Origin of the sequence: Streptomyces sp. NPDC060000 (genome assembly GCF_042737375.1) — a bacterium.
Taxonomy (GTDB): domain Bacteria; phylum Actinomycetota; class Actinomycetes; order Streptomycetales; family Streptomycetaceae; genus Streptomyces.
On sequence record NZ_JBHWUU010000126.1, the window covers coordinates 1 to 19243 of the forward strand.

Below are 19243 nucleotides of genomic sequence, written 5' to 3' on the forward strand. Positions count from 1 at the left end.
GGCTCGAAGGCCGTGGGGCTCAGCCATGCCGTCCGCTCAGCCGGCCGGCTGCGGCGGCGGAGTGAAGCGGTGGCCCCAGAACGCGCCGTCCGTGATCTCGTACACGGGGACCGGCTCGGGCACCTTCAGGCCGTTCCAGCCGAACTCGACGGCGTAGTTCTCCGGCGACCACACGTAGAACGACACCATGTGGTCGTTGGTGTGCTTGCCGAGCGAGTGCATCATCGGGACCTCGTACTCGGCGGCCCGGTCGAGGGCCCGCCCGACGTCGTCCAGGGTCGCGCCCTCGACCATGAAGTGCAGCAGCCGCCCGGGACCCGGCATCGGCGTGACGCCGAGCGTGTGGTGGCGGGGGTTGCAGCCCATGAACCAGGTCGTGCCGCCGGGGGAGCGCATGGTGTTGCGCTCGACGAAGCCGAGGACGTCGACATAGAAGTCGAACGTGGTCCGCGCGTCCTCGGCGGAGATGATCGCGTGCCCGAAGCCCATGTCGCCGGTGACGAACTTCGACACCAGCGGCGTGTGCACGGGCACATGGTCGAGGACCGTGCCGTAGAACAGCTCGACCGGATTGCCGCCCGGGTCGTTGAACCTGGCGAAGCCCGTGACCTTCCGCTCCGCCGCTTCGGCCTCCGTACCGGCCGTCACCTTGATCCCGGCCTTCTCGACGTCCGCGACCAGACGCGCCAGCTCCCGCTCGTCGAGGACCTCGAAGCCCAACGCCGTCATCCCGGGCTGGGCCCCCGCGGAGACCACGATCCGGGCCGGGTGGTCGTCCATCCTGAAGGACAGCGACTCGGAGTCACCGCCCTCGACGGGCATCAGGCCGAGGAAGCCGGCTCCGAACGCCTTCCACTTGCCGAGGTCGTTGGACTCCAGACGCAGGTACCCGAGTGAGCGAACACCCATCAGGTCCTCCCCTCACATTTGGTCAGGTGCCAGGCGGCCCGTCAGGCCCCCGGTATCGGTATGTCCTCGACGGTAGACAGCCGGGCCCGCCCGTCGCCGGACGCGTCCCACTGATCGGGAGACGCACGGCGGCCGGCTTGTGCCGGGTGCGACGGTGACCGTCATGACACTCAGCCACGAGGACACCCTGCGCGAACTGCACACCGACGACGGCACCCTGCGCTATCACGAGGCGGGCGACGGGCCCCCGTTGCTCCTGCTGCACGGGTCGGGTCCTGGCGTCACCGGCCGGCGCAACTACCGGGGCAACCTTCCCGTGCTCGCCGAGCACTTCCGCTGCCTCGTGCTGGAGTTCCCCGGCTTCGGGGTGAGCGACCCGACCGCGGACAACCCCATGGCGGCCGGCCCGAAGGCCGTGCTGCGCTTCCTCGACGGCCTGGGTCTGGACCGCGTCGACGTCATCGGGAACTCCATGGGCGGGTTCGTCGCCGTGGGGCTCGCGGTCGCCCACAAGGACCTGTTCCGCAGGATCGTCACCATCGGCGGAGTGGGCCGCAACATCCTGTCGCCGGCGCCCAGCGAAGGGCTGAACCTGCTGGTGGAGTTCGCCGAGAACCCCACCCGGGACAACCTCGTCCAGTGGCTGCGGGCGATGGTCCACGACCCGGCCCTGCTCACCGAGGAGCTGATCGAGGAACGGTGGGCGAGTGCCACCGAGCCGGCCACGCTGGAGGCGTCCCGCCGGATCTACGGCAGGCAGGCGATGGCCGCCGTCCTGGCCGCCCAGGCCCAGTCGGACCAGCCCGTCTGGGCCGCACTGCACAAGGTCACCGCGCCCACCCTGCTGACCTGGGGCCGGGACGACCGGGTGACACCGCTGGAGAACGCGCTGCTGCCGCTGCGCACCATCCCCAAGGCCGAACTGCACGTACTGCCGGACTGCGGGCACTGGGCGATGATCGAGCAGAAGGCGGCCTGGGAGAGCGCGGTACTGGCCTTCCTCACCCGCCCGGAGGCCGGCTGAGTCCCGCCGGCAGGTGCGGCCGACGGCGGGATAAGCAGTGACCGGGGGACGACGACCTTGAGCGACGACATGCCGGGACCCGCCCGGGCACGGCGGCCCGCCGACCCGGTGTCGAGCCGCCAGGCCGCCCGGCGGGTCCGTATCCTGCGCGCCGCCTCGGCGTTGGGTGCGCGCGAGGGGCTCGCCGGCGTGCAGATGCACGACGTGGCCAGGGAGGCCGGTGTCGCGATCGCGACGCTGTACCGCTACTTCCCGTCCAAGCCCTGTCTGTTCCTCGCGGTCCTCGAATGGCACATCGAACAGTTTTTGGGCGGCCGGGAGGACGGCCCGGCGCACGACGTGCCGGCGGCCGGTACGTCGGCGGACCCGGCGACGGAGGTGGCGGACACGCTGATCGCGCTGACGGGGAAACTTCTGGGCAGCCCACTGCTGGCCTCGGCCGTGGCGCTGTCGTCGTTCATGGAGTACGCGAGCGCCGTTCCCACCCGGTTCGACATCGTCGAGAGAGCGCTGGGACAGCGGCTCCTGCGCCTGCTCGGCGACCGCGCGGACCCGGAGACCGGGCGCAGCCGGGTGCGGCTGCTCGTCTACAGCTGGTGGGGCCTGTTCGTGGCCATGCTGACCGCGGAGATCTCCACCGAGCAGGGGGAGACGGACCTGCGGCTCGCCGCCCGGCTGATCGCCGCCGCGTAGCGCCATCGGTGCGCCGGCGGTGCCACAGCTGGGCGACAGCGGTGTGCCCGGGACACCCACCGCGTGTCCCGGGCACACCCGTTCCGTCAGTCCGCCGTCCCGGCCATGTCCAGTACCGCCAGGTACCCGAACGCCAGGCTCGAACCGATCGGCGTGCCCGCACCCGGGTAGACGCGCCCCGACATCGCGGCCGCGGTGTTCCCGGTCGCGTACAGGCCGTCGATCGGCCGGCCGTCCGGCCGCAGCACCCGCGCCCGCCCGTCGATCCGCAGACCCCCCTTGGTGCCGATGTCCGAGGGCACGATGGTCGCCGCGTAGAACGGCGGTGCGTCGATGGGCAGGAGCAGCGGGTTCGGCCACTCCGGCACGGGCTTCGCGGGGAAGTTCTGCCGGGGGTCCGCCGGGAAGGGGACGATGTGGTGGAACATCCGGTCCCACGGGGTCTCGCCGCGGTGGAACCTCTCGTCGACGCCGGTCCGCGCGTACCCGTTGAACTCCTCGACCGTCCGCTGCAGAGCCTCGAACGGGACGTCGATCAGACGCGCCAGTTCCTCCAGTGAGCGGGCCTTCCTCAACGCCCCCGCCGCCAGCCACTGTTCGGGCCCCGGCGTGGCGGGCGGGAAGCCGATGCCGTCCCGGTCCAGCTGCCGCTGGTCGAACACCCAGTGGGCCGGAACATGACTCACGCCGGTGGTCGCGTGCAGGCGGACGATCTCGTGCGCGGCCTGGTCGTACGGACGCGTCTCGTTGACGAAGCGCTCGCCCGCGCCGTTGACCCAGATCCCGCCCCGGGTGCCCGTGTGGAAGACCGGCAGACCGTCCGGGTGGACGAGCCCCGGCACGAACCAGGCCTCGTCGAGCAGGTCGGTGTCGGCGCCCACCGCGATGCCCGCCCGCAGGGCGTCACCGGTGTTGGCCGGCGCACCCTGCGACCACTCCCCGGTGAGCGGGGACTGGTGCTTCTCGCGGAGTTCACGGTCGCGCTCGAAGCCGCCGGCCGCGAGCAGCACACCCCGCTCGGCCCTGATCCTGACCCGCTGACCCTCGTTGACGACCTCGACACCGGTGACCCTGCCGTCCTCGACGACCAGGCTCTCCAGCGCGGTGTCCAGCCGCAGTTCGCCGTTGCCCGTCTCCAGGAACGCCGACAGCGCCCGGCCGATCAGCGCCCGGCCGCCGACCAGGACCGGGCCCTCGTCGTAGCCGAACCGCTCGGTGGGCAGCGAGTCGCGCACCAGCGCCCTGCGCTCCCGGAGCTCGGCGGCCTCGAGCGGTGGCGGGAAGATGGTGTGTCCCGTGGGCGAGGCCCCCGGGCCGGACGCGTAGTAGTCCGGCACCGGCCCGTGGACGAACGACCGGAACCAGGGGTTCTGCTCGAGTTCGTCGATCAGCCGGACCCCGGCCGTCAGATACGCGTCCTGGAGAGCCTCCCGCGACGGGTCGTCGACGACACCGCGCAGATACGTCCGTGCCTCCTGGAGGTCGTCCCCGAGACCGGCCCGGACGAGCGGCGCGGAGCCGGGGAACCACAGGCCGGCGCCGGAGTACGCGACGGTGCCGCCTACCCGGTCGGTCTTCTCGACGACGAGCGTGCGCAGGCCGCGGGACGCCGCCACGTACGCCCCGACCAGACCTCCGCCCGACCCCACGACGATCACGTCGTAGGCATCCTCGTTGCTGCTCATCCGAACCTCCTCATGAGTGCCGCCGTTTTTGGTGGGGGTGGGGGACGCGCCTGCGGGTGGAGGTCGCGGGGCGCTCTGCGCAGGGACGGTAACGAGACGCCGTGGGCCCGCCGTCACGTCATCTCGCTCAGCGGGACCCGCCCGGCCGCCGGGTTCCGGCCCCCGTGTCCCGGTGAGCGGAACGGCCGCAGCCGCTCTCCGGCACGGCGGATCAGGCTGGAGGCCGGCACGAATTGAGGATGGCAATGACAGACGTTCGGGAACCGACAGCCGTCGCGAACCGTGAAACCGCCGTGGCCGAGGCGGCCGCACGACTCACCCGCGCGGCCCATGACCACAAGCCCTGTACGCCCGTGCGGGACCTGCTCGGCGCGACCGACATCGGCCTCGCGTACGCAGTTCAGCGACGCGTCGTCGGTGAGCGGATCGCCGCCGGGGCACGGGTCGTCGGGCGCAAGATCGGTCTCACGTCCGAGTCGGTACAGCGTCAAGTCGGCGTGAACAGACCCGACTTCGGTGTCCTGCTGGACGACATGGACGTCACCGGCCGGCTGGCCGTACCCAGCGGCCGGCTGCTCCAGCCCAGGGCCGAGGCGGAGATCGCGTTCGTGCTCGACGCCGATCTCGACGACGCCGACCTCGACGACGAGGACCTCGGCGTCGAGCGGGTCCGGTCCGCGGTCGGGTACGCCGTCGCCGCGCTGGAGATCGTGGACAGCCGGGTGGCCGGCTGGGACATCGCGATCACGGACACCATCGCCGACAACGCCTCCAGCGGCCTGTTCGTGCTCGGGCAGCAGCCGGTCGCTCTGGGGGAGTTGACGCCCCGGGAGGTGACCATGCGGCTGTACGCGGACGGCGAGCTCGCCTCTCAGGGTGACGGCGCCGCCTGCCTGGGCGATCCGCTCGCCGCGCTGCTGTGGCTGGCGCGCACCGCCCGGGAGTTCGGCGACCCGCTGCGCGCCGGACAGGTCGTGCTCTCCGGCGCCCTCGGCCCGCTCGTCCCCACACCGCCAGGCAGCACCGTACGGGCCGAGCTGTCGGGCCTGGGCTCGGTGGCCGCGACCTTCTCTCCCGAGGAACCACAAGGATGACGAAGACCAAGGTGGCCGTCATCGGCTCCGGCAACATCGGCACCGACCTGATGATCAAGGTGCTGCGCCTGTCCGACACCCTGGAGATGGCCGCGATGGCCGGCATCGACCCGGACTCGGACGGCCTGGCGCGCGCCGCCCGCCTGAAGGTGCCCGTCACGCACGAGGGCGTGGACGGCCTGATCCGCATGGACGGCTTCGAAGACATCGAGATCGTCTTCGACGCCACCTCGGCGAAGGCCCATGTCGAGAACGCCGAGAAGCTCGCACCGTACGGCAAGCGGCTCGTCGACCTGACCCCGGCGGCGATCGGTCCCTACGTGGTGCCACCGGTGAACCTGGACGAGCATCTGGAAGGTGCCACAACTGCGGGCAACTTCAACATGGTCACCTGCGGCGGTCAGGCGACCATCCCGATCGTCCACGCGGTCAGCCGGGTCACCCCGGTGCCCTACGCCGAGATCGTCGCCTCGATCGCCTCCCGGTCGGCCGGACCCGGCACCCGGGCCAACATCGACGAGTTCACCGAGACCACGGCCGGCGCCATCGAGAAGGTGGGCGGTGCCGGGAGGGGCAAGGCGATCATCGTCCTGAACCCGGCCGAACCACCGCTGATCATGCGGGACACGGTGTACTGCCTGATCGGCCAGGCCGACCACGAGGCGATCCGTAGCTCCGTCGAGGAGATGGTGGCCGAGGTCGCCGAGTACGTGCCGGGCTACCGGCTCAAGCAGCGGGTCCAGTTCACGCCGGTGCCCGCCGGGGACCCGGTGCACACCCTGCTGCCCGACGGCGACCGCTCCGCGGCGACCACGAAGGTCTCCGTGTTCCTGGAGGTGGAGGGCGCCGCACACTACCTCCCGGCCTACGCCGGCAACCTCGACATCATGACCTCGGCCGCCCTGCGCGTCGCCGAGCGCATCGCCCGGCGACCGACCACCGAGGTGACCAAGTGACCGCGCCCCGCAGGCTCTACGTACAGGACGTCACCCTCCGGGACGGGATGCACGCCGTTCGGCACCGGATCACACCCGAGTTCGTGTCCCGGATCTCCGCGGCCCTCGACCGGGCGGGTGTGGACGCCATCGAGGTCGCCCACGGCGACGGACTGGCCGGCGGCAGCCTCAACTACGGGCCGGGCAGCAACACCGACTGGGAGTGGATCGAGGCGGCCGCGGACGCCATCGACCGCGCGGCCCTCACCTCCCTGCTCCTGCCCGGCATCGGCACCATCGCCGAACTGAAGCGGGCCCACGCCCTCGGGGTCCGCTCGGTGCGCATCGCCACCCACTGCACGGAGGCGGACGTCGCGGCCCAGCACATCGCCACCGCGCGGGAACTCGGTATGGACGTCTCGGGTTTCCTGATGATGAGCCACATGACGTCCCCGGAGACCCTCGCCGGCCAGGCCGCGCTGATGGAGTCCTACGGCGCGCACTGCGTGTACGTCACCGACTCCGGCGGCCGGCTGACCATGGACGGTGTGCGTGACCGGATCCGCGCCTACCGGGACGTGCTCGACCCGGACACCCAGATCGGCATCCACGCGCACGAGAACCTCTCCCTGTCCGTGGCGAACTCCGTGGTGGCCGTGGAGGAGGGGGTGACCCGGGTCGACGCCTCGCTCGCGGGGCAGGGCGCGGGCGCCGGGAACTGCCCGATCGAGCCGTTCATCGCCGTCGCCAACCTCCACGGCTGGAAGCACGACTGCGACCTGTTCGCCCTCCAGGACGCCGCCGAGGACCTGGTCCGCCCCCTGCAGGACCGGCCGGTGCGCGTCGACCGGGAGACCCTCACGCTGGGCTACGCCGGTGCCTACTCCAGCTTCCTGCGCCATGCGGAGGCCGCGGCGCAGCGGTACGGCCTCGACGCCCGCACGATTTTGGAGGAGGTCGGCAGGCGCGGCCTGGTCGGCGGGCAGGAGGACATGATCGTGGACATCGCCCTCGACCTCACCCACGGCTGACGCCGGCCGGAACACCGCTCGCCGCACGTACCGCTTCCCGGAAGAGCCCCTCCCGGGAAACGGTACGTTTTTGCGCCCATACATGAATGGACCGAACGTCCCAATAAAATGGTGCACGACTCTTTCTCTCTGGCCTGCGGCATTGATACCTTGACGCCGGCGCCGAACTAGAATTGATTTCAGTTTGATCAGAGAGGCACCGACGATGACGTCTGCCCTTCGCCTGAGCCCGCGATCCTCCGAGGCCGACGGGTCCGCGTCGCCTCCGTCGATGATGGAGCGCGTGACGCTGATCATGGACCTGTTCGATCGTCCACAGACCCATCTGACGCTCGAATCGGTCTCCCGACGGACCCACCTGCCCCGCTCGACCACGCATCGGATACTCGACCAGCTGGTCCGGCTGGACTGGCTTCGCCACACGGTGGCCGGATACACGCTGGGCGCCCGTGCGCTCGGCCTGGGAGGCCGGGAGATCGGGCACAGCGCGCTACGGGCGGCCGCCGCGCCCCACCTGCTGGACCTGGCGGTGCGGACCAGGATGGTCGTGCATCTGGCCGTGCTCGACGGGCCGGAGATCTACTACCTGGACAAGGTGGGGGGCCGGGCCGCCGTGGACATACCGTCGAAGGTCGGCGGCCGCGCGATCGCCCACTGCACCGGGCTCGGCAAGGCCATGCTCGCCTGGCTGAGCCCGGAGGAGATCGACACGCGGTACGCGCAGTCGATCGAGCGCCGCACCCGGCACAGCATCGGCCATCTCGGCCAACTGCACCGCGAGTTGAGCCTGGTGCGCCGCCGGGGCGGACTGGCGATCGACCGGGGCGAGTGTTTCCCCGAACTCGGCTGTGTCGGGCTCGCGCTGCGCGGTCCCGCCGGTCCGGTCGGGGCGATATCGGTGGTCGGCGACGGCCGCTCCTCGCTGGAGTTCGTGGCCCCGCTGGTGGTCAACGCGGTGCGGGCCGTCTCCGAGGAGCTCTTCGGCATGCCGGAGTCGTACCGCCGGGACATGCCGGACATCCTCGGATAGCGCGCGGCCGCCCCGGCGAGGCCCGGGGCGGCCCTCCTCGGGCCGGCCGCGTCAGCCGGCCGCCCGCGCGTCGGTCACCGTGCTGTCCAGCCGCCGTCCACCGTGACGGTCGTGCCCGTGACGAAGCGGGAGGCGTCCGAGGCGAGGAACACCGCCGCGCCGCCCAGTTCCCCGGCGTCGCCCACCCGTCCGAGGGGGGTGCCCCGTACGATCCGCTCGCCCCAGCGGCTGTCCAGCAGCCCCGAGCTGAGGTCCGTACGGAAGTAGCCGGGCGCGAGGGCGTTCACGCGCACTCCGCGGGGCGCCCACTCGACGGCGAGGGCCTTGGTGAGGGCCTCGACGCCGCCCTTGCTGGCGGCGTACGCGGCGATCCGCTCGAAGCCCGTGCTCGCGTGCACCGACGACACGTTGACGATCGAACCGCAGCCCTGCTCCAGCATCACCTTCCCGGCCTCCCGGCAGCAGGAGAACGTGCCCTGGAGGTTGATGTCGAGCACCCGCCGCCAGTCCTCGTCGGTGACGAACTCGCTGCGGGTGAAGTGCGGGCTGATCCCCGCGCAGTTGACGAGGACGTCCAGCCGCCCGGTCGCGCCGGTGATCCGCCCGACCGTCGTGCGGACCGCGTCCGGGTCGGCGACGGAGCCGGGCAGCACCAGCACCTTCCCGCCGTAACCGGCGAGTTCGGCCTCCAGGCTCTCCAGGTCGGCGGCCGTCCGGGCGGTCACCGCCAGGTCCGCCCCGGCCTGGGACAGGGCGACCGCGATCGCCCGGCCGAGCCCCTTGCCCGCGCCGGTCACCCAGGCGGTCCTGCCGTCGAGCCGCAGGTCGGTGTTGACGTCGGCCATCGGTCAGCCCTCCACGGGGATGTCGCGCAGGGTGCGCTTGAGGACCTTGCCCGAAGGGGTACGGGGCAGTTCGTCGACCAGGTCGAAGCGGGCCGGCACCTTGAACCTGGCCAGGCGCTCCCGGCAGAAGTCCCGCAGCTCGACCGCACCGGCGCTCGCTCCGGGCCGGAACACCACGAAGGCCCGGGGGACCTCGCCCCAGCGGGGGTGGGTCAGGCCGACCACGGCGGCCTCCAGCACGGCCGGGTGCTCGTAGAGGACCCGTTCGACCTCGGGCGTGGCGATGTTCTCCCCACCCGAGACGATCATGTCCTTCTTGCGGTCGTCGATGAAGAGGAAGCCGTCCTCGTCGACGTGCCCGATGTCCCCGGTGTGGAACCAGCCGCCCCTGAGCGCCGCGGCCGTGGCCTTCTCGTCGCGCCAGTAGCCCGCGAAGACCTTCGGGCCGCGCAGTGTGATCTCGCCCAGTTCGCCGGCCGGGACCTCCTGGTCCGTGTCGTCGACGATCCGGACCCTGGTGTGCGGCACGGGACGGCCGACCGAGCCCAGCTTGGACAGCGCGTGCTCCCGGTCGAGGAAGGTGTCGCCGGAGACGGTCTCGGTCAGTCCGTAGGCATCGGCGAACCAGGCGTTGGGGAACGCGTTCATGATGCGCCGCAGGACCGGCTCGGGGGTCTTCTCGCCGCCGCCCACGATGAAGCGCATCGAGCTGGTGTCGTACGACTCCCGGTCCGGGACCTCCAGGACCGCGTTGACCATGACCGGAGCCAGCCAGGCATTGGTCACCCGGTGCTCCTGGATGGCCCGCAGGACGCCGGGCGCGTCGAACCTGCGCTGGAGGACCACGCCGCCGCCCGCGTACAGCACCGGCAGGGCGGGCATGTCGAGGCCGCCGACGTGGTACAGGGGGCCCGCCACCAGCGTGGTGTCCGCCGCGGTCAGGCCGAAGTGCACGATCTGCGCCACGTTCTTGGCGTGCAGGTTCCCGTACGTGATGCGCACGCCCTTGGGCCGCGAGGTGGTGCCGGAGGTGTACATCAGACGCTGGAGGTCGTCCGCCTCGACGTCCACCGGCTCCACCCGCGCGCCCCGGTGCCGGTCCAGCAGCGCCTCGTAACCGGTCCACCGGTCCGAGGGGGGCTCGCCGTCCACCAGGATCCGCCGCTCCAGGCCGGTCAGCTTCCCGGCGACGCGGTCCGTGGCCCGCAGGAACTCCGGTTCGGTGACGACCGCCTTCGCCCGGGAGTGGTCGAGGATGTACGCCCATTCGTCCTCGGACAGGCGGTAGTTCAGCGGCAGGAAGACCGCCCCGACGCGATTGACGGCGTAGACCAGCTCCAGGAACTCCGGCCTGTTGTAGAGCAGCAGGCCCACGACGTCGCCGCGCCCGACGCCCAGTTCCGTCAGACCGGCGGCCAGCCGGTTGACCCGTTCATGGAGTGCGCGCACCGTCAGGCGGCGGTCGTCCTGGGTCACGGCCACGGCGTCGGGCCGCTGGGCCACATGGTGATCGAGGATGCTCGAGAAATTGTGCACGGCGACTCTCCGGCTCGGCGGCCGGGATTGTCCCGACCGGTCGGTTGCCCGCTCCCAAGATTTAGTGTACCTCTTGGTCTATAAAACTCTTGCCGCACTTTACGACGGAGCGCACCGGTCGACAACCATCCAGGCGGGCGCGATGTCGCTTTCCCCACGGAGGAGGGCCCCGTGCCACGCATCCGCCTCGACACCGACGGACCCGTCGTCACGGTCCGGCTCGACCATCCGCCGATGAACGCCTTCGACACCGCCCAGCGCGGGGAACTGGCCGCCGCTGTGCGGGAGCTGGCCGACAGCCGCGCGGTGCGGGCGGTGGTGCTCTACGGAGGTGAGCGGCTGTTCGCCGCCGGGGCGGACGTCGGAGCGCTGGCCGCGATGGGGCCCGAAGAGGTGCGGGGCTGGAACCGGGCACTGCAACGGACCTTCGACGAGGTGGCCCGGCTGCCCGTGCCGGTCGTCGCCGCGATCACCGGGTACGCGCTCGGCGGTGGCCTCGAACTGGCCCTCGCCGCCGACTACCGGGTGGCGGCCGACGACGCGGTCCTCGGCCAGCCCGAGGTGCAGCTGGGGATCATGCCCGGCTCGGGCGGCACCCAGCGGCTGACCCGGCTGATCGGGCCGTCGCGGGCCAAGAACCTGCTGATGACCGGCCGCCGGGTGGGCGCCGAGGAGGCGCTGCGGCTCGGGCTCGTCGACGAGATCGTGCCCAGGGGCGAGGTGTACGGCACGGCTCTGCGCTATGCGCGGCGGCTGGCAGAGGGTCCGGCCGCCGCCCTGGAGGCGATCAAGGAGGCCGTGGACCACGGCGCCGACGCCGGTCTGGCCGCCGGGCTCGCGCTCGAACGGTCCTTGTTCACAGGGGTGTTCGGCACGGCCGACGCCGCCACCGGGATCCGGTCGTTCCTCGAACACGGCCCCGGCAGGGCGAGCTTCGAGGGCCCGGCGGGCGACAGCCGGCCCCTCGACGGGAAACGAACGACAGGAAAGGGGTGAAGAAGATGAGGGCACTGCGCTGGCACGGCGCGCGCGACCTGCGGTTGGAGGAGGTACCCGACCCGCCCGAGCCGGCGCCGCACGAGGCCGTGGTCGAGGTCGCCTGGTGCGGGGTGTGCGGTACCGACCTGCACGAGTTCCTCGAAGGGCCGCACATGATCCGCGATGATCCGCACCCGCTGACCGGAGCGAGTCCGCCCCTGGCCCTCGGGCACGAACTGAGCGGCACCGTCGTGGCGTTGGGCGCGGACGTGCCCGGTGTCGCGGTCGGCGACCGGGTCGCCGCCGACCCCGTCTGGCGGTGCGGTGTCTGCTTCTGGTGCGCGCGCGGCGAGTACCACATCTGCCCCCGGAGCGGCTCGGTGGGCCTGGCCTCGCCGGGCGCCTTCGCCGATCGCGTCACCGTGCCGCTCGCGGGGCTCACCCGGCTCCCCGACAACGTCAGCGACGAGATGGCGGCCGTCGCCGAGCCCCTCGCGGTCGGCCTGCACGCGGTCACCCGGGCCGGCGTCTCGCCGGGGGACAACGTCCTGGTCGTCGGCGGCGGTCCGATCGGTGTCGCGGTCGTCCTGGCCGCCCGTATCGCAGGCGCGGCCGGACTCTATGTGAGCGAACCCCTCGCCGGACGCCGCGAGGCGCTCCTGGGGCTCGGCGTCACCGAGGCGTTCGACCCGCGCGAGAGCGACGTACGCCGCGAGGTGTTCCTGAGGACCGGCCGCATCGGCCCGGACGTCGTCATCGACGCCACCGGTGTCCCCGCGCTCGCGGCGCAGGCCGTCACCACCGTCCGGCGCGGCGGCCGGGTCGTGCTGGCCGGCGTCGGCCACGGCAGCGTCGAGTTCGACATGGGCCAACTCGTCTTCTACGAACGCTCGGTGGCCGGCACGCTCGGCTACAACTTCGACATCCCCCGCGTGATCGACCTGATGAGCACCGGACGCCTGGACGCGTCCGCACTGGTCACCGGACGCTTCCCGCTCTCGGAAGGAGCCGGGGTCTTCGCGGACCTGGCCGCTGACCGTGCCCGCCACCTCAAGGTTCTGCTGACCCCGAAGGGACTGTGACATGGATTTCGACCTGCCGGAGGAGACCCGGGACCTGCAGGACATGGTGCGCGAGTTCGCGGCCAAGGAGATCGCCCCGAACGCGGCCCAGTGGTCGGAGGACGAGGAGTTCCCCACCCACGTCTTCACCAAGCTCGGCGAACTCGGCCTGATGGGCATGCTCGTCCCCGAGGAGTACGGAGGCGCGGGTTCCGACACCGTCTCCTACGTCGCCGTCATGGAGGAACTCGGCGCCGCCGACCAGTCGGTGGCCTCCTCCTGGAACGCGCACTCCACCATCGCCACCCTCCCGCTGCTGGCCTACGGCACCGAGGAGCAGAAGCAGCGCTGGCTGACCCCGCTGGCCCGGGGCGAGGCCATCGGCGCGTTCGGCCTGACCGAGCCCGGCGCCGGGTCCGACGCGGCCGGCATCACGACCACCGCCCGCCGGACGGAGGGCGGTTGGCTGATCAGCGGCACCAAGATGTTCATCACCAACGCCGGTACCGACATCAGCCAGGGCGTCACCCTGCTGGCCACCACCGGCCGCGACGAGGACGGGCGGAAACGGTTCGCCACCTTCTATGTGCCGACCGGTACGCCCGGCTACACGTGTGGGGCCAAGCTGAAGAAGCTCGGCTGGCACGCCATGGACACCCGTGAACTGGTCTTCGCCGACTGCTTCGTCCCCGACGGCCATCTCATCGGCGAGGAGGGGGGTGGGCTGCGCCAGTTCCTCTCGGTGCTCGACAAGGGCCGGATCAGTGTCGCCGCCCTGGGGCTGTCACTGGCCAAGGCGGCCCTCGCGCTGGCCGTCAAACACGCCACGGAACGGCACCAGTTCGGCCGGCCGCTGTCGGCGTTCCAGGCCGTCGCGCACAAGATCGCCGACATCGGCACCGAGTTCGAGGCCGCCAGGTGGATGGTCTACCGGGCCGCCTGGCTCGCCGACCAGGGGCGCCCGTACGGCACGGAGGCCGCCATGGCGAAGCTGTACGCCTCCGAGGTCGCCAACCGGGCCGCTTCCCAGGCGGTGCAGATCCACGGCGGTTACGGCTATGTACGCGAGTCGGAGATCTCGCGGTTCTACGCCGACGCCAAGATCCTCGAGATCGGCGAGGGCACGAACGAGATCCAGCGCGACGTCATCGCCAGGGCGCTGGTGAAGCAGGCGTGAGAGGCGAAGGGGCCCGCGGGGGGTGTGCCGGGGGCCCCGCGATCAGCTCGCCACCGAGGCGGGCCGCCACTCGGCCTCGGGGTCCAGGGGCAGATCGGGGCGGTCGCGTTTGAACGCCTCCGCCGCCGCCTCCACGTCCGGCAGGGCGGCTCCCGGCGCGCCGAACCCGCGCAGCAGGGTGTCGCAGTACGCGCGGGACAGATACCCGGCGTCCCAGCGGCCGTCCGGCTTCACCCACTGGTAGGTGTGGTTGTGCAGGTTGAGGAACTGCAGGGTGGCCACGTGCGGGTCGACCGCGCGGAAGCTGCCCCGCTCCACGGCCTTGGTGAGCAGTCCCCGGACCAGCCGCTCGAACTCGGCACGCTGGCCGAGCAGGGTCTGGAGGTGGTCGCCGGTGAGGCTGCGGTAGTCGTGCTCGTAGACCCAGATGTGGTCGAGCCTGCGGAAGATGATGGTCAGCAGCGACTCCGACAGCAGGCGCAGCCGCACCAGCGGATCCGCGTCGAGCGCCGCGATCTCCCGGGCCCGGGGGAGCAGGGGTGTCATCACCCGGGACTGGATCTCGATCAGCAGGTTCTCCTTGGAGTCGATGTAGTAGTACAGCGCTCCCTTGGCGAGCCCGACCGCGCGGCCCAGGTCGTTGACGGAGGTCGCCGCGTAGCCCTGGCGGCCGAACAGCTCGGCGGCCGCGTCGATGATCTTCTGGCGTCTGACCTCGAAGCCCGGCCCGTGGCCCGGTGGTCTGGGCAATGCTCCACTCCCCGCGTGCTGTGCCGACGTGTCGGCGTGAGCTGCCCGGGTCCGCGTCCGGACGGCCGTCGGCACGTCCGGGGGGAAGCGGGCCCCGGGACAACGTTTCCTTTGTGCTTGCAGCAGTTTGCTAGACCAGACGGTACATTAAAACCAGGACTCAGGCGGTGCGGCCTTGTGCCGCCCGGGCGAGCATTGCGAGGACGCGCATGACGACCGACGCACCCCAGCAGACCGGCACCGGATCCGCGCACGCGGATCAGCTGCTGGAGATGTATCGCCGGATGCGACGTATCCGGCGTTTCGAGGAGCGGGCGTCCGAGCTGTACAAGGCGACGGAGATCCCCGGCTTCCTGCATCTGTCGATCGGCCAGGAGGCCAGCGCCGTGGGCGCCTGCTGGCCGCTCGGTCCGCGGGACGGGATCACCTCCACCCACCGCGGCCACGGCCATGTCCTGGCCAAGGGCCTGGACTCGGCGTCCATGATGGCCGAGCTGATGGGCAAGGAGGCGGGGACGTGTCACGGCCGCGGCGGCTCGATGCACATCGCGGACCCCGGTCTCGGCATCTACGGCGCCAACGGCATCGTCGGCGCCGGACTCCCGATCGCCACGGGCGTGGCCACCGCGGCCAAGCTGCGCGACGCGGGTGACGTGGTGGTGGCGTTCTTCGGGGACGGCGCGGTCGCGCAGGGCATGTTCCACGAGGCGGTCAACCTGGCCGCCGTGTGGGACCTGCCGGTCGTCTTCCTCTGCGAGAACAACCACTACTCCGAGTTCTCACCCGCCTCCGAGCAGCACCGCGCCCCGCTCTCCGCCCGGGCGGCGGGATACGGCATCGGGTACGCGCACGTGGACGGCAACGACGTCCTCGCGGTGGCGGGGATGATGACCGACGTGGTGGAGCGGCTGCGGGGCGGCGGCGGGCCGGTCCTGCTGGAGGCCGATACCTACCGCTGGCACGGCCACTACGAGGGCGACCCCGAGCGCTACCGCAGTGCGCAGGAGGTCGCCGCCGCCAAGGAACGCGACCCGCTGCTCGTGGCGCGCCGGCACCTGGCGTCGGCGGGAGTGCCGGCCGCGGCGGCCGACGCGGTCGACGAGGAGATCGACAAGGAGATCGAGGCGGCGGTCGAGTGGGCCAGGAGCCTGCCCGAGCCCGTCCCCGAGACCCTGTACGACTTCGTCACGGCCCCGCGTCCGGCCCGGCCCGAGCCCGCCCCGGCCGACGGCGAGATCTTCCGCTCGATGGACGCCGTACGGCTCGCGCTCGAGCATGAACTCACCGCCGATCCCGCCGTGTTCGTGGCCGGCATCGACGTCGGGGCGGGCGGGAACGTCTTCGGGCTGACCCGAGGCCTGGCCCAGGCGTTCCCGGGCCGGGTCCGTGACACGCCGATCAGCGAGAGCGCCATCCTCGGGACGGCGGTGGGGGCGGCCATGGCCGGCATGAAGCCGGTCGTGGAGATCATGTACATGGACTTCATCGGCGTCTGCCTGGACATGCTGCTCAACCAGGCCGCGAAGCTGCGCTTCATGACCGGCGGCCGGGCCGCCATGCCGCTCGTGGTGCGCACCCAGTTCGGGGCCGGCCGCTCATCCGGCAGCCAGCACTCGCAGAGCCTGGAGGCGCTGCTGGCCCACATCCCGGGGCTGACCGTGGTGATGCCGTCCAACCCGGCCGACACCTACGGTCTGCTGCGCGCCGCCATCCAGGACCCCAACCCGGTCGTCTTCGTCGAGAACCGGCTCCAGTACGGGTTGAAGGGCCCGAAGCCGCCGGTCGACCACCTGGTCCCGCTGGGCAGGGCGAAGGTGGTCCGTGAGGGCACCGACATCACGCTCGTCTCCTGGTCGCGGATGGTCCAGGAGGCCCTGGCCGCCGCCGAGTCGCTGGCCGCGGAGGGCGTGAGCGTGGAGGTGATCGACCTGCGCACGATCGCCCCGCTGGACCGGGAGACGGTGCTCGCCTCCCTCGCCAAGACCAACCGCCTGGTCATCGCGCACGAGGCGGTACGGGACTTCGGCGTGGGCGCCGAGCTGTCCGCCCTCGCCGTCGACGAGGGCTTCTGGCACCTGGACGCGCCCGTCACCCGGGTGGCGCCGCCCCCGATGCCCGCACCCTACGCGCCGTCGCTCGAACGCCTGTGGCTGCCCTCGCGCGACACCATCGCCGACACGCTGCGGCGCATCGCGGCGGTGTGAACCGGCAGACGACAAGGGGGAGGCCCCGGGACCGAGGTCCCGGGGCCTCCCCCTTGTGCGGACCGCCTTCGGCCCGGCTGTGCCGGCAGGGCCAGGGCGTGGGCCGACGGCGGGTCCGGTCCCGCCCGTGTCAGACGGTCGCGACCGGGGTGAGCGGACTGCCCTGGGTGCCGGGCAGGTTGAGCGGAGGAGCGGTGAGCAGGAAGCGGCTGCGGCCGTGCTCGCGCAGCCAGGCCGCGAGGTCGTGCAGGTACCACAGTTCGCCCAGCGGGACGCCGAGCTTGAACAGGCACAGGTGGTGGATGGGCAGCAGGGTGTGCGGGCCCTGGGCCTGGGTGACGCCCACGCCCTCGACCGCGTAGTTGTCGGCCACCAGCCCCGCGATCTGCGACTCGGCGATCCAGTCGAGCAGCGCCGGGTCGTCCGCGTCGAGGTAGGCGGCGGTCTGGTGGATGGCCACGGGGTCGGGGTTCTTCTCCCAGGCCAGCAACTGGGTGGCGAAGCCGGTGTGCAGCAGGAGGATGTCCCCGGGCTCCACGACGACGTCGTCCGACGCCATGATCTCCTGGAGCTTGGCGAGGTTGACGGGCTGGTGGCCGGTGCCCAGGTGGTGCGCGAGGTCGACCAGGACGCCCCGGCCCTGCACCCCGTGCTCCGCCATGTGCTCCAGACCCAGGTGGCGGGCGAAGCTGAGGCTTCCGCTGCCGTCCCCCTTGGCGTCCTCCTGCGGTCCGACGAGGTCGGTGCCGGGCCGGTAGCCGTTGTAGTAGACCGGCTCGGCGATGCCGTCGCCGTCGGCGTCGAACTCCGCACCCTGGTGGGCGAGGGAGTCCCACTGGGTCGAGTACTGGAGCCAGAGGGTCACGACGTCGTCGGACCACACGTCGACCAGGTCCGGCGAGAAGTGCTCGCTCGCCCTGATGTTGTAGAAGACGTCCTGCTGGTGCTGGAGGTCCTCGGTGGGCCGCAGGATCGGCGGGTAACGGCGCTGGTTCAGGGAGGTGCCGCCCGGATAGTCCAGCGGCAGGCTCAGGCTGAACGTGATCCCGTGCTCGACCTCGCGGACCCCCTGCAGCACCTTCTCCGGCGTCATCAGGTTGATGCGCCCCAGTTCGTCGTCCTCACCGAACTCGCCCCACGTGGAACCCGGCGGCCGCTGCTTCCAACGCTTCGTCACGAAAAACGCCTCCTCAGGCGACAGGTCCCCGTTGACTGTCATCCGCATGCTAGGGAGATTGTACCGATCGGTCAACAAGCCTGATTGTCTTGGATCTGGGCTTCAGATTGCCTCCTCTTCAGTAATAGACTGACTGGTCGAAACATCTATCCCATGGAGGGGCAATGAGCGAATCCACACAGGCGTGGGTCGCGGCCGGCGTGCGGGCCGTGATCGGGGCGCACACACAGGCCCAGGACGCCGGCCGTACCGACGACGTCGTCGCGCTGTACACACCCGACGCGGTTCTGGAGCTTCCCGGCACGGACCCCCTCCAGGGGCACGACACGCTGCGCGAGGCCTTCAAGGGGTGGGCGCCCACCCAGCCGCAGCTGCACCTGGTGACCAACACGGTCGTCACCTCCGCCGGACCCGACGAGGCGACCGCGGCGAGCGACGTGGCCTTCCTCCAGCGCGGGGAGTCGGGCTGGGCGGTGCAGGTCGTCGGGCACTACGACGACACACTGCGCCGCGTCGACGGCAGTTGGCTGCTGAGCCGCAGGAAGACGACGTACCAGGTCTGACCGCGCCCACGGTTCCACCCCTTCGACCCTGGAGAGACATGAGTACGACTTCTGCCGACACCGAGGCGTCGGTCGCCGCCGGTGTACAGACCGCCATCGCGGCCTACGCGCAGGCGCTGGACGCCGGCCGCACCGACGACATCGCCGACCTCTTCGTGCCGGACGGTGTGGCCGAGATCGCCGGTATGGCCACGTTCGAGGGCCGGGACGCGATCAGGGAGGGCTACAGGGGCTTCTCGCCCACCGGGCCGCAGCTGCATCTGGTGGCCAACACGGTGATCACCTCGTACACCGGGGAGGAGGCCATGGCGGTCAGTGACCTGGCGTTCTTCCAGCGCGGCGAGACGGGCTGGGCGGTGCAGCTCGTCGGCCGTTACGACGACACGCTGCGTCGGCGCGACGGTGTGTGGAAGTTCAGCCGCAGGGTCACGACCTTCGTGCCCTAGCGGGCCGCCGGCCCCGGACGCCCGGGCCGCCGGGGGGCCCCCGCGGCCCCGGGGGGCCGTCTGCTCAGACCGCCCGCGCCAGGGCCGGGTGCTGGTCCACCGGCA

18 protein-coding genes are annotated in these 19243 nt (G+C 71.6%); 12 read left to right on the forward strand and 6 right to left on the reverse strand.

Annotated elements, in window-relative coordinates; all coding sequences use genetic code 11:
* Positions 1-36: 36 nt before the first annotated feature.
* Entirely contained in the window at positions 37-909 is an 873-nt protein-coding gene (locus tag ACFWBB_RS40255; protein ID WP_385283520.1) for a VOC family protein, read from the reverse strand.
* A 163-nt stretch (positions 910-1072) separates the two neighbouring features.
* Between ACFWBB_RS40255 and ACFWBB_RS40260 the strand changes: the two genes are divergently transcribed.
* The gene (locus tag ACFWBB_RS40260) at positions 1073-1933 is read left to right on the forward strand and encodes an alpha/beta fold hydrolase (RefSeq protein ID WP_385283523.1); all 861 of its coding nucleotides are present in this window, start codon (positions 1073-1075) and stop codon (positions 1931-1933) included.
* Positions 1934-1990: 57 nt separating this feature from the next.
* Positions 1991-2626, forward strand: a complete 636-nt coding sequence (locus tag ACFWBB_RS40265) for a TetR/AcrR family transcriptional regulator (RefSeq protein WP_385283526.1) — start codon at positions 1991-1993, stop codon at positions 2624-2626.
* A gap of 86 nt (positions 2627-2712) precedes the next feature.
* On the opposite strand, the gene ACFWBB_RS40270 is transcribed toward ACFWBB_RS40265, so the two are convergent.
* Positions 2713-4311, reverse strand: coding sequence for an FAD-binding protein (locus tag ACFWBB_RS40270; protein WP_385283529.1), 1599 nt, complete (start codon positions 4309-4311; stop codon positions 2713-2715).
* A 245-nt stretch (positions 4312-4556) separates the two neighbouring features.
* Here ACFWBB_RS40270 and ACFWBB_RS40275 point away from each other — a divergent pair, with 245 nt between their 5' ends.
* The 4 genes from ACFWBB_RS40275 to ACFWBB_RS40290 all read left to right on the forward strand — a co-directional run bounded on the left by ACFWBB_RS40275 (position 4557) and on the right by ACFWBB_RS40290 (position 8401).
* The gene (locus tag ACFWBB_RS40275; RefSeq protein ID WP_385283532.1) at positions 4557-5405 is read left to right on the forward strand and encodes a 2-keto-4-pentenoate hydratase; all 849 of its coding nucleotides are present in this window, start codon (positions 4557-4559) and stop codon (positions 5403-5405) included.
* Entirely contained in the window at positions 5402-6361 is a 960-nt protein-coding gene (locus ACFWBB_RS40280; RefSeq protein WP_385283534.1) for an acetaldehyde dehydrogenase (acetylating), read from the forward strand. The genes ACFWBB_RS40275 and ACFWBB_RS40280 overlap by 4 nt, the downstream gene beginning before the upstream one ends.
* Positions 6358-7371: a 4-hydroxy-2-oxovalerate aldolase gene (gene dmpG / locus ACFWBB_RS40285; RefSeq protein ID WP_385283537.1), complete on the forward strand. Its 1014-nt coding sequence runs from the start codon at positions 6358-6360 to the stop codon at positions 7369-7371. Before ACFWBB_RS40280 ends, dmpG begins: the two co-directional genes overlap by 4 nt.
* 271 nt (positions 7372-7642) lie before the next feature.
* Complete coding sequence (locus ACFWBB_RS40290; RefSeq protein ID WP_385283540.1) at positions 7643-8401, forward strand: IclR family transcriptional regulator; 759 nt, start codon at positions 7643-7645, stop codon at positions 8399-8401.
* Between the two features lie 74 nt (positions 8402-8475).
* Here the strand turns inward: ACFWBB_RS40290 and ACFWBB_RS40295 are convergent, their stop codons facing one another.
* Together ACFWBB_RS40295 and ACFWBB_RS40300 are read right to left on the reverse strand one after the other, a co-directional pair.
* Complete coding sequence (locus ACFWBB_RS40295) at positions 8476-9246, reverse strand: SDR family NAD(P)-dependent oxidoreductase (RefSeq protein ID WP_385283543.1); 771 nt, start codon at positions 9244-9246, stop codon at positions 8476-8478.
* 3 nt (positions 9247-9249) lie between these two features.
* Positions 9250-10782, reverse strand: coding sequence for a long-chain fatty acid--CoA ligase (locus ACFWBB_RS40300; RefSeq protein WP_385283545.1), 1533 nt, complete (start codon positions 10780-10782; stop codon positions 9250-9252).
* Positions 10783-10953: 171 nt separating this feature from the next.
* Between ACFWBB_RS40300 and ACFWBB_RS40305 the strand changes: the two genes are divergently transcribed.
* Genes ACFWBB_RS40305 through ACFWBB_RS40315 form a run of 3 tightly spaced genes read left to right on the forward strand, consistent with a single transcriptional unit; the run spans position 10954 to position 13998 of the window.
* Positions 10954-11778, forward strand: coding sequence for an enoyl-CoA hydratase/isomerase family protein (locus tag ACFWBB_RS40305; RefSeq protein WP_385283548.1), 825 nt, complete (start codon positions 10954-10956; stop codon positions 11776-11778).
* Positions 11779-11783: 5 nt separating this feature from the next.
* Positions 11784-12842, forward strand: coding sequence for a 2,3-butanediol dehydrogenase (locus ACFWBB_RS40310; protein ID WP_385283570.1), 1059 nt, complete (start codon positions 11784-11786; stop codon positions 12840-12842).
* A 1-nt stretch (position 12843) separates the two neighbouring features.
* Positions 12844-13998, forward strand: a complete 1155-nt coding sequence (locus ACFWBB_RS40315; protein WP_385283552.1) for an acyl-CoA dehydrogenase family protein — start codon at positions 12844-12846, stop codon at positions 13996-13998.
* Between the two features lie 42 nt (positions 13999-14040).
* Here the strand turns inward: ACFWBB_RS40315 and ACFWBB_RS40320 are convergent, their stop codons facing one another.
* Entirely contained in the window at positions 14041-14748 is a 708-nt protein-coding gene (locus ACFWBB_RS40320) for a TetR/AcrR family transcriptional regulator (RefSeq protein ID WP_385283555.1), read from the reverse strand.
* 209 nt (positions 14749-14957) lie between these two features.
* Here ACFWBB_RS40320 and ACFWBB_RS40325 point away from each other — a divergent pair, with 209 nt between their 5' ends.
* On the forward strand, positions 14958-16952 hold the full coding sequence (locus ACFWBB_RS40325) for a pyruvate dehydrogenase complex E1 component subunit beta (RefSeq protein ID WP_385283558.1): 1995 nt from the start codon (positions 14958-14960) through the stop codon (positions 16950-16952).
* A gap of 130 nt (positions 16953-17082) precedes the next feature.
* Here the strand turns inward: ACFWBB_RS40325 and ACFWBB_RS40330 are convergent, their stop codons facing one another.
* Positions 17083-18129, reverse strand: coding sequence for a cyclase family protein (locus tag ACFWBB_RS40330; RefSeq protein ID WP_385283561.1), 1047 nt, complete (start codon positions 18127-18129; stop codon positions 17083-17085).
* A gap of 164 nt (positions 18130-18293) precedes the next feature.
* Here ACFWBB_RS40330 and ACFWBB_RS40335 point away from each other — a divergent pair, with 164 nt between their 5' ends.
* Both ACFWBB_RS40335 and ACFWBB_RS40340 read left to right on the forward strand, forming a co-directional pair.
* Positions 18294-18692 (forward strand): nuclear transport factor 2 family protein, encoded by a 399-nt coding sequence (locus ACFWBB_RS40335; RefSeq protein ID WP_385283564.1) that lies wholly within the window; start codon positions 18294-18296, stop codon positions 18690-18692.
* A gap of 38 nt (positions 18693-18730) precedes the next feature.
* Complete coding sequence (locus tag ACFWBB_RS40340; RefSeq protein ID WP_385283567.1) at positions 18731-19138, forward strand: nuclear transport factor 2 family protein; 408 nt, start codon at positions 18731-18733, stop codon at positions 19136-19138.
* Positions 19139-19243 lie beyond the last annotated feature (105 nt).